12 protein-coding genes are annotated in these 15,317 nt (G+C 70.7%); 6 read left to right on the forward strand and 6 right to left on the reverse strand.

The window, feature by feature from the left end; genetic code table 11:
- Positions 1–2: 2 nt before the first annotated feature.
- The 6 genes from tuf to FGE12_RS01510 form a co-directional block, all read right to left on the reverse strand.
- The gene (gene tuf / locus FGE12_RS01485; RefSeq protein ID WP_153864405.1) at positions 3–1,193 is read right to left on the reverse strand and encodes an elongation factor Tu; all 1,191 of its coding nucleotides are present in this window, start codon (positions 1,191–1,193) and stop codon (positions 3–5) included.
- A 132-nt stretch (positions 1,194–1,325) separates the two neighbouring features.
- Positions 1,326–3,395 carry an elongation factor G gene (gene fusA / locus FGE12_RS01490; RefSeq protein WP_153864406.1) on the reverse strand — a complete coding sequence of 690 codons (2,070 nt, stop codon included), beginning with the start codon at positions 3,393–3,395 and terminating at the stop codon, positions 1,326–1,328.
- A gap of 169 nt (positions 3,396–3,564) precedes the next feature.
- Positions 3,565–4,035 (reverse strand): 30S ribosomal protein S7, encoded by a 471-nt coding sequence (gene rpsG, locus FGE12_RS01495; RefSeq protein WP_153864407.1) that lies wholly within the window; start codon positions 4,033–4,035, stop codon positions 3,565–3,567.
- A 147-nt stretch (positions 4,036–4,182) separates the two neighbouring features.
- Positions 4,183–4,554 carry a 30S ribosomal protein S12 gene (gene rpsL / locus FGE12_RS01500; protein WP_194797455.1) on the reverse strand — a complete coding sequence of 124 codons (372 nt, stop codon included), beginning with the start codon at positions 4,552–4,554 and terminating at the stop codon, positions 4,183–4,185.
- A gap of 158 nt (positions 4,555–4,712) precedes the next feature.
- A complete protein-coding gene (gene rimI, locus FGE12_RS01505; RefSeq protein WP_370458847.1) occupies positions 4,713–5,207 on the reverse strand; it encodes a ribosomal protein S18-alanine N-acetyltransferase in 495 nt (164 codons plus the stop codon).
- Entirely contained in the window at positions 5,204–5,920 is a 717-nt protein-coding gene (locus tag FGE12_RS01510; RefSeq protein ID WP_153864408.1) for a hypothetical protein, read from the reverse strand. Before FGE12_RS01510 ends, rimI begins: the two co-directional genes overlap by 4 nt.
- A 95-nt stretch (positions 5,921–6,015) precedes the next feature.
- Between FGE12_RS01510 and FGE12_RS01515 the strand changes: the two genes are divergently transcribed.
- The 6 genes from FGE12_RS01515 (at position 6,016) to FGE12_RS01540 (ending at position 15,250) form a co-directional block, all read left to right on the forward strand.
- Complete coding sequence (locus FGE12_RS01515) at positions 6,016–7,047, forward strand: DnaJ C-terminal domain-containing protein (RefSeq protein ID WP_153864409.1); 1,032 nt, start codon at positions 6,016–6,018, stop codon at positions 7,045–7,047.
- A gap of 72 nt (positions 7,048–7,119) precedes the next feature.
- Complete coding sequence (locus FGE12_RS01520; RefSeq protein ID WP_153864410.1) at positions 7,120–7,845, forward strand: HEAT repeat domain-containing protein; 726 nt, start codon at positions 7,120–7,122, stop codon at positions 7,843–7,845.
- A 99-nt stretch (positions 7,846–7,944) separates the two neighbouring features.
- A complete protein-coding gene (locus FGE12_RS01525) occupies positions 7,945–9,687 on the forward strand; it encodes a hybrid sensor histidine kinase/response regulator (protein ID WP_153864411.1) in 1,743 nt (580 codons plus the stop codon).
- 70 nt (positions 9,688–9,757) lie between these two features.
- A complete protein-coding gene (gene argS, locus FGE12_RS01530) occupies positions 9,758–11,482 on the forward strand; it encodes an arginine--tRNA ligase (protein ID WP_153864412.1) in 1,725 nt (574 codons plus the stop codon).
- Positions 11,483–11,495: 13 nt separating this feature from the next.
- Positions 11,496–14,051 (forward strand): 1-acyl-sn-glycerol-3-phosphate acyltransferase, encoded by a 2,556-nt coding sequence (locus FGE12_RS01535; RefSeq protein WP_194797456.1) that lies wholly within the window; start codon positions 11,496–11,498, stop codon positions 14,049–14,051.
- A gap of 26 nt (positions 14,052–14,077) precedes the next feature.
- Positions 14,078–15,250, forward strand: a complete 1,173-nt coding sequence (locus FGE12_RS01540) for a type II CAAX endopeptidase family protein (protein ID WP_194797457.1) — start codon at positions 14,078–14,080, stop codon at positions 15,248–15,250.
- Positions 15,251–15,317 lie beyond the last annotated feature (67 nt).

Genomic DNA, 15,317 nt, shown 5'->3' on the forward strand with positions numbered 1-15,317 from the left:
AATTACGCGATGATGTCCGCCACGACGCCGGCGCCCACGGTGCGGCCGCCCTCGCGCACGGCGAAGCGCAGCTCCTTCTCCATGGCGATGGGGGTGATGAGCTCCACCTCGATGGCGATGTTGTCGCCCGGCATCACCATCTCGACGTTCTCCGGCAGCTTCACGGTGCCCGTCACGTCGGTGGTGCGGAAGTAGAACTGGGGGCGGTAGCCCTTGAAGAAGGGGGTGTGGCGGCCGCCCTCCTCCTTCGTCAGCACGTAAATCTGCGCCTTGAACTTCGTGTGCGGGGTGATGCTGCCCGGCTTCGCCATCACCTGGCCGCGCTCCACGTCCTCGCGCTTGAGGCCGCGCACCAGCGCGCCGATGTTGTCGCCCGCCATGCCCTGGTCCAGCAGCTTGCGGAACATCTCCACGCCCGTGACGACGGTCTTCTGCGTGGGCTTGAGGCCGACGATTTCGACTTCCTCGCCCACCTTGATGATGCCGCGCTCCACGCGCCCCGTGCACACCGTGCCGCGACCGACGATGCTGACCACGTCCTCCACCGGCATGAGGAAGGGCTTGTCCGTCGCGCGCTGGGGCGTGGGGATGTAGCTGTCCACGGCCGCCATCAGCTTGAGGATGGCCCCCTCGCCGATGTCCGAGGTGTCGCCCTCGAGCGCCTTGAGGGCGCTGCCGGGCACGATGGGGATGCTGTCACCGGGGAAGTCGTACTTCTTGAGGAGGTCACGCACCTCCATCTCCACGAGCTCGCGCAGCTCGGGGTCATCCAGCATGTCCACCTTGTTGAGGAAGACGACGATGTAGGGCACGCCCACCTGGCGGGCGAGCAGGATGTGCTCGCGCGTCTGGGGCATGGGCCCATCGGCCGCCGACACCACGAGGATGGCGCCGTCCATCTGCGCCGCGCCCGTAATCATGTTCTTCACGTAGTCGGCGTGGCCCGGGCAGTCCACGTGCGCGTAGTGCCGGTTCTGCGTCTGGTACTCCACGTGCGCGGTGGAGATGGTGATGCCGCGCTCGCGCTCCTCCGGCGCCTTGTCAATCTGGTCGTACGCGAGGAACGTCGCGCCGCCCGTCTTCGCCAGCACCTTCGTGATGGCGGCCGTCAGCGACGTCTTGCCGTGGTCCACGTGCCCAATCGTCCCGATGTTCACGTGGGGCTTGCTGCGATCGAACTTCTCCTTGCTCATCGCGTCTCCTCGCGGTGCCGGTTCCTGCGGAGGCCGGCGGGGTCAAAAAGCAGTAAAGGGTGTGCGTCGTGCTCCAACGGCCTACAAAGGTCAACCGAATTCGATCGGTTGCCCGTTGCGCTCTCCCCTGCCCTAGCGGTTGAGCGCCGACTTCGGAGCGGGCGCGTAGTGACTGAACTGCATGGTGTAGGTGGCTCTTCCCTGGCTGCGGCTGCGCAGGTCGGTCGAGTAGCCGAACATGGCGGCCAGGGGCACCTGGGCCTGGATGGCCTGCACGCCGCCCGGGCGGGGGCTCATGCCCATGATCTTGCCGCGGCGGCCGTTCAGGTCGCCGATGACGTCGCCCATGAAGTCGTCGGGGGTGACGATCTCGCAGCTCATCACCGGCTCGAGCAGCACGGCCTGCGCGCGGTTCACGGCATCCCTGAACGCCATGGAGCCGGCGACCTTGAAGGCCATCTCGTTGGAGTCCACCTCGTGGATGGAGCCGTCGTAGGCCTCCACCTTCACGTCCACCATGGGGTAGCCGGCGATGGGGCCGCTCTGCAGGCTCTCGCTCACGCCCTGCTCCACCGCGGCGATGAACTCCTTGGGCACCGTGGCGCCGGAGATCGTGTTCTCGAAGTGGAAGCCCTTGCCGGGCTCGTTGGGGCCGACGCGCAGCCAGACGTGGCCGTACACGCCCTTGCCGCCGAGCTGGCGGATGTACTTGCCCTCGGACTCGACGGTGGCGGTGACGGTCTCGCGGTAGGCCACCTGCGGCTTGCCCACGTTCGCGTCGACCTTGAACTCGCGCAGGAGCCGGTCGACGATGATCTCGAGGTGCAGCTCGCCCATGCCGGCGATGATGGTCTGCCCCGTCTCCTCGTTCGTCTTCACGCGGAAGGACGGGTCCTCCATCGCGAGGCGCTGCAGGCTCTGGTGGATCTTGTCCTGGTCCGCCGTGCTCTTCGGCTCGATCGCGATGTCGATGACCGGCTCGGGGAACTCCATCTTCTCGAGGATGATGGGGTGCTTGTCGTCACACAGCGTGTCGCCGGTGGTGAAGTTCTTGAGCCCCACCACGGCGCAGATGTCCCCGGCGTAGCACTCGGAGAGCTCGTCGCGCTTGTCCGCGCGCATCTGAAGGAGCCGGCTCGCGCGCTCGCGCTTGCCCTTGGCGCCGTTCCACACCGTGGTGCCCGCTTCCAACTTGCCCGAGTAGACGCGGATGAACGTGAGCGTGCCCACGAAGGGGTCCGTCATGATCTTGAACGCGAGCGCGCTGAAGGGGGCCTTGTCGCTCGTCTCGCGCGTCTCGTCCGCGCCCTTGGGGCTCTTGCCGTGCACGGGCGGCACGTCCAGGGGGCCCGGCAGGTAGTCCACGACCGCGTCCAGCAGGGGCTGCACGCCCTTGTGCTTGAAGGCGGAGCCGCAGAAGACCGGGAACAGCTTGAGGCCGAGGCAGCCCTTGCGGATGGCGCCGCGGATCTCCTCCTCGGTGAGCTCGTGGCCCTCGAGGAACTTCTCGGTGAGCGCGTCGTCCTGCTCGGCGGCGGCCTCCAGCAGGTGGCCGCGCGCCTCCTCCGCCGCTGCGCGGAAGTCCTCGGGGATCTCCTCCACGCTGAAGCGGCTGCCCTGCACCGCGTCCTCGAAGACGAGCGCCTTCATCAGCACGAGGTCGATGACCCCGCGCAGCTTGTCCTCGGTGCCCAGCGGCAGCTGCATGACCACGGGGCGTGCGCCGAGCTTCTCGCGCAGCGAGTTCACGGACATGTCGAAGTCCGCGCCCACGCGGTCCATCTTGTTGATGAAGCAGATGCGCGGGACCTTGTACTTGTCCGCCTGGCGCCAGACGGTCTCGCTCTGCGGCTCCACGCCGTTCACGCCGTCGAACACGGCGATGGCGCCGTCCAGCACGCGCAAGGAGCGCTCCACCTCGATGGTGAAGTCCACGTGGCCCGGCGTGTCGATGATGTTCACGCGGTACTTCTGATCCCGGCGGGTCCAGAAGGCGGTGATGGCGGCGCTCGTGATGGTGATGCCGCGCTCGCGCTCCTGCACCATCCAGTCCGTGGTGGTGGTGCCCTCGTGCACCTCGCCCATCTTGTGGATCGCGCCCGTGTAGAACAGGATCCGCTCGGTGGTGGTGGTCTTGCCGGCATCGATGTGCGCCATGATGCCGATGTTGCGGTAGCGCTCGAGCGGGTATTCGCGAGCCATGGCGTTGCTGTCCTCGTGAAAGAAGGGGCGGAAGGGCCCGCCGCGCGCCGTCTGATAGCGCGCCGGCCCCGTCCGGGGAACGGCAAAGAAGCAGACTGCTGGAAACGGAAACGCCCGGACGCGGGAATCCGCATCCGGGCGCCGCCGCACCGCGAGACCTACGAAGGGTCTACCAGCGGTAGTGCGCGAAGGCCTTGTTGGCCTCGGCCATCTTGTGGGTGTCCTCGCGCTTCTTCACGGCGTTGCCGCGGTTGTTCGCCGCGTCCATGATCTCGCCGGCGAGCTTCTCCATGGCCGTCTTCTCACCGCGCGCCTTCGCGTAGGTGATGATCCAGCGCATGCCGAGCGCCACGCGGCGATCCTGACGGACCTCCACGGGGACCTGGTAGGTGGCGCCACCGACGCGGCGGCTCTTCACCTCGAGCACGGGCTTCACGTTGTCCAGGGCCTTCTTGAAGGTCTTGAGGGGGTCTTCCTTCGCCCGCTCCTCGATGAGACCGAAGGCGCCGTAGCACACGCGCTCAGCGATGGACTTGTTGCCCTTGCGCATGAGGTCGTTGACGAACTTGGTGACGAGCCGATCCTGGAACTTCGGATCGGGAAGGATCTTGCGCTTGGCGACTACGCGACGACGAGGCATCTGATTTCCCTTACGCCCCGCTCTCCTTGGAGAGCTTCAAAGTGGGGCTTGTACGAACGGCTTTGACAGAAACGACTCAGGACGCTCCCCAGGGTGCGGGGCAGCGCGTCCCAGGACGCAACGAAGGTGGTGACTGCGTGAAGCGGACTAGCTCGGGCGCTTGGCGCCGTACTTCGAGCGGCTCTGCTTGCGGCCGGCAACGCCCACGGAGTCGAGGGTGCCGCGCACGATGTGGTAGCGAACGCCCGGGAGGTCCTTCACGCGACCGCCGCGGATCATGACCACCGAGTGCTCCTGGAGGTTGTGGCCCACGCCGGGGATGTACGAGGTGACCTCGATCCCGTTGGTGAGGCGCACGCGGGCGACCTTGCGAAGGGCCGAGTTCGGCTTCTTCGGGGTCGTCGTGTACACGCGAGTGCACACGCCGCGCTTCTGCGGGCACTCCTTGAGGGCGGGAGACTTGCCCTTGATGTTCAGCTTCTCGCGGCCCTGACGGACCAGCTGGCTAATCGTCGGCACTAGTGAATCCTTCTCGCTGGATGGATGCCCCGCAGCTCACGGCCGGAGCAGCGCATACTGTCCTACAACTGCGCTTGAAAAAGGGTCGCGAGTATAGGGGGGGACCCCCCTGTGTCAAGCACTCCCGGTCCGCCTACACCGCGGCTCGCCCGGGGGCTTCAGAGGTCGAGCACCATCACGATCGCGTCCTCGCCCTCGTCCACGTAGTAGTTGGGGCGAATTCCGACCGCACGGAAACCGAAGCCCTTGTAGAGGTTGAGCGCGGCCTCGTTGCTGCGGCGGACCTCCAGGGTGGCGAGCGTGCACTTGCGCTCCCGGCCGCGCGCCAGGGTGGCCTCCAGGGCCACGCGGGCCACGCCGCGCCGGCGCTGCTCGGGCGCGGTGGCGACGTTGAGGATGTGCACCTCGTCGTGGACGATCCAGAAGATGGAGAAGCCGAGGAGGCGCATGCCCCCCTCGGGCAGCGGCTCCTCCACGAGCAGGATGGTGGACCAGTCGTGGCTGAGCTCGCGCCGCAGCAGCTCGAGCGACCAGGGGTTGCGGAAGGCGACCGCCTCGATGGCCATCACCGCCGGCAGGTCCTCGTGCGTCATCTGACGCAGCTGGAAGGTCGGGTGCGGCGAGGGGACCTCGCCCTCTCTCAGGCGCCTCACGGTGCGGCCTCCCGGGCGAAGGGGGCCACGCGGCGCACCGCGGGGCTGCGCCGCACGTTGGCCAGCTCCTCCTGGGCGAGCTGCGCGTAGCGCTCGCGCACCAGGCGCTCGCGCAGCTGGGCGCGCACGCTCGCGTAGGGGGCGCCGCCGAGCTCGCGCGCGTGGGCCTCGTAGGAGCGGCGCACCTCCGCCTCGCTCACCTGGGCGCGCAGCCGCACGCGGCTGTCCAGGATGTGCTCGGCGCGCACGCTGCGCTCGAGCAGGGCGCGCAGCCCCTCCGCGTCCGCCTCGTAGCGGGCGAGGAAGGCCTGCAACGCGGGCTCTCCACCCATGCGCTCCACGAGCCGGACGTAGCGGGCCTGGACCTCCTGGGGGTCCGCCGGTGAGGCCTGGAGGCGGTCCGCATCCAGGACCTGGAGGCGCTGGCTCAGCGCGAGCTCCAGCGCGCTGCGCAGCACCGCCTCGTCGAGCGGGGCCTCGGCTGCCTGCACGCCTCCCCGCTCGAGCAGCGCGACGCGCGCCTCGAACTCCAGCTCGCTGAGCGTGAGCACCTGGTTCTCCACCACCGCCACCACCCGGTCGAAGATGCGGCCCTGGGGCGCCGCCTGAGCAGCCGCGGCCAGGGGAAGGCTCCCGAGACAGGCCCCGGCGAGCGCCAGCGCCGCTCCCCACCCTGCCCGCCGCCCCCGTGCTGTACCGACCCTGCCTCGCATCGCCGCAACCTTAGTCATCCGTGGGCTCCGGAATGAGCCCCCCGCGCATGGCGCGCTGGCGCACTCCTCCAGGCTGGTTACGTTTTACGCAACCTATGGCCGAAGACTTCTACCAAGTTCTGGGCGTGGCCCGCAGCGCCTCCGACGAGGAGGTCAAGAAGGCGTACCGCCGGCTGGCCCGCAAGCACCACCCGGACGTGAACCCCGGCAACAAGGCCGCCGAGGAGAAGTTCAAGCAGCTGGGCGCCGCGTTCGAGGTGCTCGGAGACCCCAAGAAGCGCAAGCTCTACGACGAGTTCGGCGACGACGCGGCGAAGATCGGCTTCGACGAGAAGAAGGCCGAGCAGTACCGCGCCTACCGCGCCGCGGCGTCCGCTCCGGGCGGCGGCGGCTACAGCCGCGGGGGCATTCCCTTCGACATGGGCGGCGAGGGCGTGGACATCGGCGACCTGTTCGGCGAGCTGTTCGGGCGCGCGGCGGCCGGGGGCGGCGGCGGGGGCGGCGCGGGCTTCGATCCAGGCGAGCTGTTCGGGCGCGCCGGGCGCAGGCGTCCCGCGGGGCCCGTGCCGGGCGAGGACCTGAGCGCCCGCGTGGGGCTCTCGTTCGCCGAGGCGCTGCAGGGCACCGAGCGCACGCTCAACGTGCGGCGCCCGGGCCGCGGCGGCGCCGAGGAGACGAAGCAGCTCACGGTGAAGATCCCCGCCGGCGTGCAGACCGGCTCGAAGGTGCGGCTCGCGGGCCAGGGAGGCCCGGGCGAGCGCGGGGGCCCTGCGGGGGACCTCTACATCGAGACCGAGGTGGCCGAGCACCCGCTCGTGCGCCGCGAGGGCGATGACCTGCACATGGACCTGCCCATCACGGTGCGCGAGGCGCTGCTGGGCGCCGAGGTGCGGGTGCCCACCTTCCAGGGGGACGTGACGGTGCGGGTGCCGCCCGGCTCGCAGTCCGGCAAGAAGATGCGCCTGCGCGGGCGCGGCGCGCCGTCCCTGCGCGGCGGCGCCGCGGGAGACCTCTACCTGCGGCTGGAGGTGCGCGTGCCCGAGGAGGCGGACGACGCGGCGCGCGCCGCGGCCGAGGCGCTGGAGCGCGCATACCGCGGCGACGTGCGCGCGCAGCTCAAGCTCTGACAGCCCTTGCCTTCCTCCACGCGCCGGCCTAAGGCGGCGGCGCCACTCACAGCAGCCGGAGTCCACAGCGCCATGGGTTTCTTCGACATCTTCGGTGGTTCGGGTCCCGAGAAGGCCCTCAAGCTCAAGTCCAAGGTGACGCAGAAGTACGGCGACCCGACGACGCGCCAGAAGGCCCTGCAGCAGCTGGGCGAGATGAAGTTCCCGGAGGCCGTGAGCGTGCTGATGAGCCGCTTCACCGTCACCGTGGAGCCGCTCACCACGGACGCGGACGAGAAGGAGCACACCTTCGAGCTGATCAAGGGCTTCGGGCAGGACGCGGTGGCCCCGGTGAAGGAGTTCCTGCGCAAGAGCGACCAGGCCACCTCCTGGGCCCTGCGCGTGCTCACCGCGCTGCTGCCCGAGGCGGAGGTGACCGCCATCCTGCTCGAGCTGCTCGGGCAGCTGGGCAGTCAGTACACGCGCACCCCGGAGAAGAAGGTGGTGCTCCTGCACGCGCTGGAGGGGCGCGAGGACGCGCGCATCGCCCCCGCCACCCTGCCCTTCCTCGAGGACATGGCGGACGACGTGAAGCTCGCGGCGCTCGCGGCGCTGGGGCCCCGCAAGTACGAGCCGGCGCGCGAGCCCATCCTGCGCCTGCTCACCGCCGAGGAGACCGCGCGCCGCGTGCAGATGGCGGCGCTGGCGGCGCTGCACCAGAGCGGCTTCGGCGTGCAGGGCTTCCGCGAGAAGGTGCAGGCCGTGGTGCAGGAGCCCTTCTTCCTCGACGCCTCCGGGAACGTGCAGCGGCGCGCCTGACGGGCCCTGTCCTGAAGCGGACAGGCAAGCTGTCCTGAGTCCCACCCCGCGTCCCGCGCACATTCCGCCCGCGCGGGGGCTCTGGGAGGATGGGCGCCGATGTCACGCGAAGAGCCCAAGCGCCCCGTCCGCTCGAAGAAGAGCCCCCCGCCCAGCAACGTCGTCGCCCTGCGGCCCTCCGCGCCGAAGGAGCCGGCGAAGCCGCAGCGGAAGCGCCCCGCGCGCCCCGCGCGCGAGCTCCCGACGGTAGAGACGGAGGCCGCCGAGGCCGCGCTCACCGAGATGGTGCGCCACCTCACCGGCAACGCAGGTCCCCTCGAGGCGCTGCGCGCGCAGCTGCAGACGGTGCACGCGCTCTTGCAGCCCAAGGCCTGCTACGTGGCGCGCTACGACGGCGAGCGCAAGCAGCTGCTCGTGGAGCACGTGCGCGGCCGCTACGACGCGCGCATCACCGCTGTGTCCCCGGACGAGGGCGTGCTGGGGCGCGCCTTCACGACGCGAACCATCCAGCGCGACGAGGACACCGTGGCGGTGCCCCTGGAGGGTGCGCACGGGGTGAACGGCTGCCTCGCGCTGCTCGCCCCGCGGCGCACGGCGAGTGACTCGCTGCTGAGCGCGCTCGCCGGTCAGCTCTCGGCGGCGTACGAGCTGGCGCGCCTGCGCGACGACAGCGCCCGGCGCGAGAAGGATCTGCAGACGGCGATCGCCGGCCTCAAGAGCCTCGAGGACAACCGCGACGAGCTGCTGGGCAACGTCTCGCACGACCTGAAGAACCCGCTCACCACCATCAAGGCGTACCTGGCGATGCTGGGGCGGCAGAAGCTGGGGGCGCTCTCCGAGGGGCAAGCCAAGGCCGTGCAGACCTGCGACCGCAGCGCCGACCGGATGCTGCGCATGGTGAACGACCTGCTGCTCATGTCGCGGCTGCAGAGCGGCAAGATGCAGCTGAACCAGCGCGCCTTCGGGCTCAAGGCGGTGGCCGAGGAGGTGGTGCGCGCGCTCGCGCCGCAGGCCGAGGCCGCGCGCGTGCGCCTCACCATCCCGCCCTGCACCGAGGTCTTCGTGCGCGGGGACCGCGAGCGCATCGCGGAAGCGATTGCCCACCTGGCCGAGCACGCGATGCACAACGGGGACGCCGACCGCAGCGTGGAGCTGCGCGTCTCCACCGAGGGCGGGCTCGCGCTCTTGAGCGTGAAGGACAACGGCCCGGGGCTCTCGTCCGAGGACCTGGAGCACCTCTTCGATCCCTTCTTCCGCGCCCAGCCGGGCACCCCCCGGGTCAACGGCGGCGGCGGGCTCGCACTGCCCCTGGTGGCCAAGATCCTGGGCCTGCACGGCGGCCGGGTGGACGCGAGCAGCACCCTGGGCGAGGGCACCACGCTGCAGCTCGCCCTGCCCATGTTCGCGGGCGCCGTGGCGAGCCCCCAGCCGGACGTGCCCGCCCCGAGCGCGGGCGGCATCCTCATCGTCGAGGACGACCGCGACTGCCGCGAGGTGCTGCAGCAGGTGCTCGAGGAGGAGGGCTACCGGGTGATGACGGCGGCGAACGGGGCCGCGGCGCGCGCCATCCTCTCGCACATCCGCCCCGCCATGGTGCTGCTGGACCTGCGCCTGAGCGAGGAGGACGGCCGCTCGGTGCTGCGCTTCATCCGCGGCGACGCGCACCTCGCGGAGGTGGCCGTGTACCTCATCTCGGGGGCCAGCGAGGTGGCCTCGCTCGCGTCTGCGGGCGGCCTCGAGCGCATCGACGGCTTCTTCGAGAAGCCCCTGCAGCTGCCCAAGCTGCTGGACACGGTGGCTGCGGTGGTGCGCCCCAGCCGCCGCTCGGCCGGGCTGCCCTGAGCAGCACGGGCAACGGGCCCCCGATTCGCCCGCTGCCCAAACGCCCGGGGCTGTAGTATCCGCCCCGGTCATGAGCACTCCCGTCTATCTTCGCTACCGCCGCGCCTTCTGCGAGGCGCTCGCCCAGGCGCTCGGGCTCCCGGTCTCCGACGTCGAGGCCCAGGTGAAGCCCGCCGAGCCGCCGCACGGCGACCTCTCCTTCCCCACCTTCGCGCTCGCCAAGCAGCAGAAGAAGGCGCCGCCGGCGATTGCCGCGGCGACGGCCGCCTCCGTGAAGGTGCCGGGCCTGGAGATCGCGGCGGCGGGCCCCTACGTGAACGCGCGCTTCGCCGTGCAGCCCTTCACGCAGGAGGTCATCGACGCGGCCCGCGGCGCGGGGCTCGCGTACGGCGGGGGCGACGTGGGCGCGGGCAAGACGGTGGTCATCGACTACTCCTCGCCCAACATCGCCAAGCCCATCGCGTTCCACCACATCCGCTCGACGATGATCGGCCACAGCCTCGCGAACCTGCACCGCGCGCTGGGCTACCGGGTGGAGGGCATCAACTACCTCGGTGACTGGGGCAAGCAGTTCGGTCTCGTCGCCGTGGGCTTCCAGGAGTACGGCGACCCGGCGCGCCGCAACGACATGGCGCACCTGGTGGAGGTGTACGTCAAGGCGAACGCGCGCGCGGAGAAGGAGCCCGCGTTCGACGAGCGCGCCCGCGACTTCTTTCGCCGCATGGAGGCCGGAGACCCCGAGGCGCTCGCGCTCTGGCAGCAGTTCCGCGACACCAGCCTCGCGGACTTCAAGCGCATCTACGCGCGCCTGGGCATCGAGTTCGAGCACTTCGAGGGCGAGAGCCGCTACCAGGGCAAGATGGACGCGGTCATCGACGAGATCGCGAAGAAGCCCGGGGTGAAGGAGTCCCAGGGCGCGCTCATCGTGGACCTGCCCTATGCCGAGGGCGAGCCGCCCGTGCTGCTCAAGAAGAACGACGGCTCCACGCTCTACGCCACGCGCGACCTGGCGGCGGCGCACGACCGCTGGGAGCGCTTCGGCTTCGAGAAGGCGCTGTACGTGGTGGCCAACGACCAGGCGCTGCACTTCCGCCAGGTGTTCGGCGTGCTCAAGGCCATGGGCCGCGAGTGGGCGGAGCGGCTGGTGCACCCGGGCTTCGGGCGCGTGCACGGGATGAGCACGCGCAAGGGCAACGTGGTGCTGCTCAGCCAGGTGCTGGACGAGGCGAAGAACCGCGCCCTGGAGAAGGTGAAGGAGAACCAGGCGGCGGGCCGCATCCACACGGAGGACGCGGAGAAGCTCGCCGAGCAGATCGGCATCGGCGCGATCGTGTTCGGCGACCTGAAGAACCGCCGCACCACCGACTACACCTTCGACTGGGACGAGATGCTCAGCTTCGAGGGACACACCGGGCCCTACCTGCAGTACGCGCACGCGCGCGCCTGCAACATCCTCCTCAAGGGCGGCGGGGCGCCCGCGTCCTACGACGCGAGCCTGCTCACGCTCCCCGAGGAGCAGGCGGTGCTGCGCATCATCGCGCGGCTCCCGGTGGTGGTGCAGGAGGCGGCGGACCAGCTGGACGCGAGCCTCGTCTCGCGCCTGCTGCTGGACCTGGCGGCGGCCTTCAGCCGCTTCTACACGCTGGGCAACCAGGACCGCGACAAGCGCGTGCTGGTGGAGGGCGAGGAGAAGGCGGCGCTGCGCGCGGCGCGGCTCGCCCTGACGGATGCGACCCGGGTCACCCTTGCGGCGGGGCTCACGCTGCTGGGCGTGGCCACCCCCGACACGATGTAGGAGGCAGCCCCCCGTGGAGAGCGCCGTGGTGCCCCAGGAGAGCCGCGAGCAGACCCTGAAGTGCGAGTTCGGGCCGGTGTCCCGCTGGCTCGGTGCGCGCTACTTCGACGGCGTGCGCTTCGCGCCCGAGGCCGAGGAGGAGCTGCGCGGCTTGAGCGAGCGCGGCTTCGTGGTCCACGTGATGCGCAGCACCGCGTGGATCAACTTCCTGTACCTCGCGTGGGCCATGGTGCGCCGGGGGCTGCCCGCGGTGCGCGCGGTGGTGAACCTGCGCCCCTGGTTCACCCGCCCCTTCGTGCGCACCGCGCAGCGCGGCGACTACGACGTGCGCTTCACCTACGCCCGGCGCCAGAGCGGCAGCGGCCTCATCTTCCTCAAGAAGACCGCCCTGCTCACGCCCGAGGGCAAGGACATCACCGAGAACCCCTTCCCGGCGCTGGTGGCGATGGCGCGGCGCACGGACACGGCCGTGTTCCTCGTGCCCGAGCTCTTCGTCTGGGAGAAGCGCACCAGCCGGCTCAAGCCGAGCCTCATGGACATGGTGTTCGGGAGCCCCGAGGCCCCGGGCTTCGTGCACTCGATGGTGGCCTTCTTCCGCAACTACAAGCGGGCCCAGTTCCGGGTGGGCGAGCCCATCGACCTGCAGCGCTTCATCCGCGAGAACCCGAGCGACTCGGACGAGCTCATCGCGCGCAAGGTGCGCAGCGCCCTGCACCACCACCTGTCGCGCGAGACGCGTGCGGTGTTCGGCCCTCCGGCCAAGAGCACCGACCGGCTCATCCGAGAGACCCTGCGCGACCGCGTGCTGCGCGAGAGCCTCGAGGAGGTGGCCAAGGCGAGCGGCCGCCGGATGGAGAGCGTGGAGCGAGAGGCGAAGCGCGACCTGGAGGCGATCGCCGCGCGCCCCGGTCCCACGGCGCTGGCCATCGCCTCGCCCATCCTCGACTGGGTGTTCAGCCGCATCTACGACGGCATCGACGTGGACGAGCGCGGGCTCGAGCGCGCGCTGCGGGCTGCGCGCGGCGCCCCCGTGGTGGTGTGCCCGTCGCACAAGAGCCACGTGGACTACCTCATCCTCGCGTGGGTGCTGTTCAAGCGCGGCTACAAGCCGCCGCTGGTGGCCGCCGGCGCGAACCTGAGCTTCTGGCCCCTGGGGCCGTTCCTGCGGCGCGCGGGCGCCTTCTTCCTGCGCCGCTCGTTCAAGGACGACAAGGTGTATGCGGCGGCCTTCCGCGCCTACATCAAGAAGCTCATCCACGACGGCATCCACCAGGAGTTCTTCCCGGAGGGTGGACGCTCGCGCACCGGCAAGCTGCTGCAGCCGCGCCTGGGCATGTTCAGCTGGCAGGTGGACGCGCTGCTCGAGCGCGCCAACAGCGACATCATCTACGTGCCCGTCTCCATCGACTACGAGAAGGTGGTGGAGTCCAGCTCGTACTCGAAGGAGCTCGCGGGCGGCGAGAAGAAGCCCGAGGACCTCAAGGCGCTGCTCACCGCGCCCAAGGTGCTCACCGCGCGCTACGGCCGCATCCACCTCACCTTCGACGAGCCCGTCTCGCTCGTGGAGTTGATGAAGGCGCGCGGGCTCTCGCTCGACGCCGGCGTGGACGAGGAGCAGAAGAAGGGCCTGGTGCGCGCGCTGAGCAACCGCGTGATGTACGGCATCGGGAAGGTGTCCACCGTGACGCCCAACGCGCTGGTCAGCGCCGCGCTGCTCGCGGGCTCGCACCGCGGCACCGGCATGCGCCGCGCACAGGTGGGCGACCGCATCCGCACCCTGCGCCGCATCGCCGGTGAGGAGGGCGCGCCGCTCTCGCACATCCTGCGCAACTCGCCGAGCGATCCCGAGGCGCTGGGGGCCATCCAGGAGGCGGGCCGCAGCTTTGCCTCGGACGGGCTCATCCGCACCCGCGAGGTGGAAGGAGAGCTGCTCTACGAGCCGGTGCCCGAGCGCCGCCCCGAGCTGGCCTTCTACAAGAACACGCTGATGAACCTGCTCGCGCCCCGCAGCCTCGTGGCGCACGCAGTGCTCGCGGGCGCCCCCGCCTCGCAGGCCCAGGTGAAGGAGCGCGCGCTGTTCCTCTCGCGCCTCTTCAAGCTCGAGTTCATGTACCGGGTGGGCGCGAGCTTCGACATCCTCTTCACCGAGGCCGTCGAGGCCCTGGTGCGCATGGGCCTGGTGCTGCGCACCGACGACGCGCTCGCCATCGCGCCCGAGGCGCACGCCCTGCCGGACCTGGACTTCCTGGCGGAGCTGCTTCGCGACTACCTCGAGGCCTACCTGCTCGCGTACCAGATGCTGGAGGAGGTGGCGGCGGGAACGGTCACCGAGCGCAAGGGCTTCGTGCGCGCCGCGCTGGATGCGGGCCGCGCCGCGCTGCAGTCGGGCAAGCTGCTCGCGCCCGAGGCGCTGTCCAAGCCCACGCTGGAGAACGCGCTCGCGTACCTCCTCGACCAGCGGCTGCTGGTGGAGGAGGACAAGAAGCTGCGGCTCGGTCCGGCCGCGCAGGACGCCGCGGCGCGCGCCCAGCGCCGCGCAGAGATCGCCCGCTTCCTCGAGCGCGGCTGACGCAGCACTGCCCAAGGAGTCCCCCGGTGGATGAGCTCCCCTCCAGCCCCTCCGCGCCAGAGCCCCCCGGGCTCGTGCGCGTGCGCAGCGCGCGGTGGCTCGCGGTGCTCTCGACGCTCATCGTCCTGGTGCTCTACGGGACGGTGGGCTTCGCGGTGCAGTCGCTGAACATCCCCTTCGGGCTGTGGTTCACCGAGGTCTTCGTCTTCCTCGCGGTGGGCTGGGTGATGCTGCGCCGCACCGGGCGGCCTCCCGTGGCCTACACGCACCTCGAGCCGCGGGGTTGGGGGCTCCTGGCATTCGGCTTCGCCCTGGGGCTCGCCAACTTCTTCGCCTTCGTGGTGCCCATCCAGTTCGCCGCGCAGGCGCTCGCGCCCGAGTCCTGGAAGGTGATGGACGTGAGCCAGATCTTCCGGGGACAGACCTCCCTGGAGCTCGCGCTGATCATCGGCGCGGTGAGCATCGCCGCGCCGGTGTGCGAGGAGTTCTTCTTCCGCGGCGTGCTGCAGCAGGGCCTCATGCCGCCGGCCTTCTCGCCCCAGCGCGCCGTGCTCCTCACCGCCGTGGTCTTCAGCGCGTTCCACATGGACCCCGTGGGCTTCCTCGCCCGCGTGGAGCTGGGCATGCTGTTCGGCCTGCTGCTGTTGCGCACCGGCTCGCTGTGGCCGGGCATCGCCGCGCACTCGGCGAACAACCTCATCTCCACCCTGCTCTACTTCGCTGCCGAGCGCGTCGGCGCCGGAGCGAAGGTGCAGGCGCAGGCCGAGGCGGCGTCCCCCCTCATGCAGGTGCTCGCGCCCGTGGTCATGGTGCTGCTGGGCATGGCCTGCTTCTTCGGGCTGCTGCTCGCTGCGCGCCGGCATCCGTCCTTCTGGCGCCCCGGCTCCCCGGAGCGGGTCGCCGCCGAGGCGCTGCCTGCGCCCTCGCTCGCGCGGCTCATCGCACCGTGGGTGCTCGCGGCGACCGCGGCCATCGGGGGGCTGGTGCTCGTGGACTCCCGGGGCCTGGAGCTGCAGCAGGTGGACCTGCGCATCCCGCTGCAGCCGCTCGCGGACGATGCGCCGGACGCGGCGCAGGCCGAGCGCACGGCGCTGCGGGAGCTGCGCGCAAAGGTGCGCCGCGGGGAGGCGCCCCTGAGCGAGTACCGCACCGAGCGCGCGCGGCTGAAGGAGCGCGAGCGCGGGGCGGCGCTGCACTGATAGGGGCGCAGCTTCGCCCGGCTCCCTCACCCCGAGCCGCTCCCAAGGTGGAGCGGGAGCACTCGGG

Source organism: Aggregicoccus sp. 17bor-14, assembly GCF_009659535.1.
Lineage (GTDB): Bacteria > Myxococcota > Myxococcia > Myxococcales > Myxococcaceae > Aggregicoccus.

Coding starts and splice junctions, on each gene's coding strand:
- tuf (WP_153864405.1), bottom strand. CDS start 1,193: ATGAGCAAGGAGAAGTTCGATCGCAGCAAGCCCCACGTGAACATCGGG.
- fusA (WP_153864406.1), bottom strand. CDS start 3,395: ATGGCTCGCGAATACCCGCTCGAGCGCTACCGCAACATCGGCATCATG.
- rpsG (WP_153864407.1), bottom strand. CDS start 4,035: ATGCCTCGTCGTCGCGTAGTCGCCAAGCGCAAGATCCTTCCCGATCCG.
- FGE12_RS01510 (WP_153864408.1), bottom strand. CDS start 5,920: ATGCGAGGCAGGGTCGGTACAGCACGGGGGCGGCGGGCAGGGTGGGGA.
- FGE12_RS01515 (WP_153864409.1), top strand. CDS start 6,016: ATGGCCGAAGACTTCTACCAAGTTCTGGGCGTGGCCCGCAGCGCCTCC.
- FGE12_RS01520 (WP_153864410.1), top strand. CDS start 7,120: ATGGGTTTCTTCGACATCTTCGGTGGTTCGGGTCCCGAGAAGGCCCTC.
- FGE12_RS01525 (WP_153864411.1), top strand. CDS start 7,945: ATGTCACGCGAAGAGCCCAAGCGCCCCGTCCGCTCGAAGAAGAGCCCC.
- argS (WP_153864412.1), top strand. CDS start 9,758: ATGAGCACTCCCGTCTATCTTCGCTACCGCCGCGCCTTCTGCGAGGCG.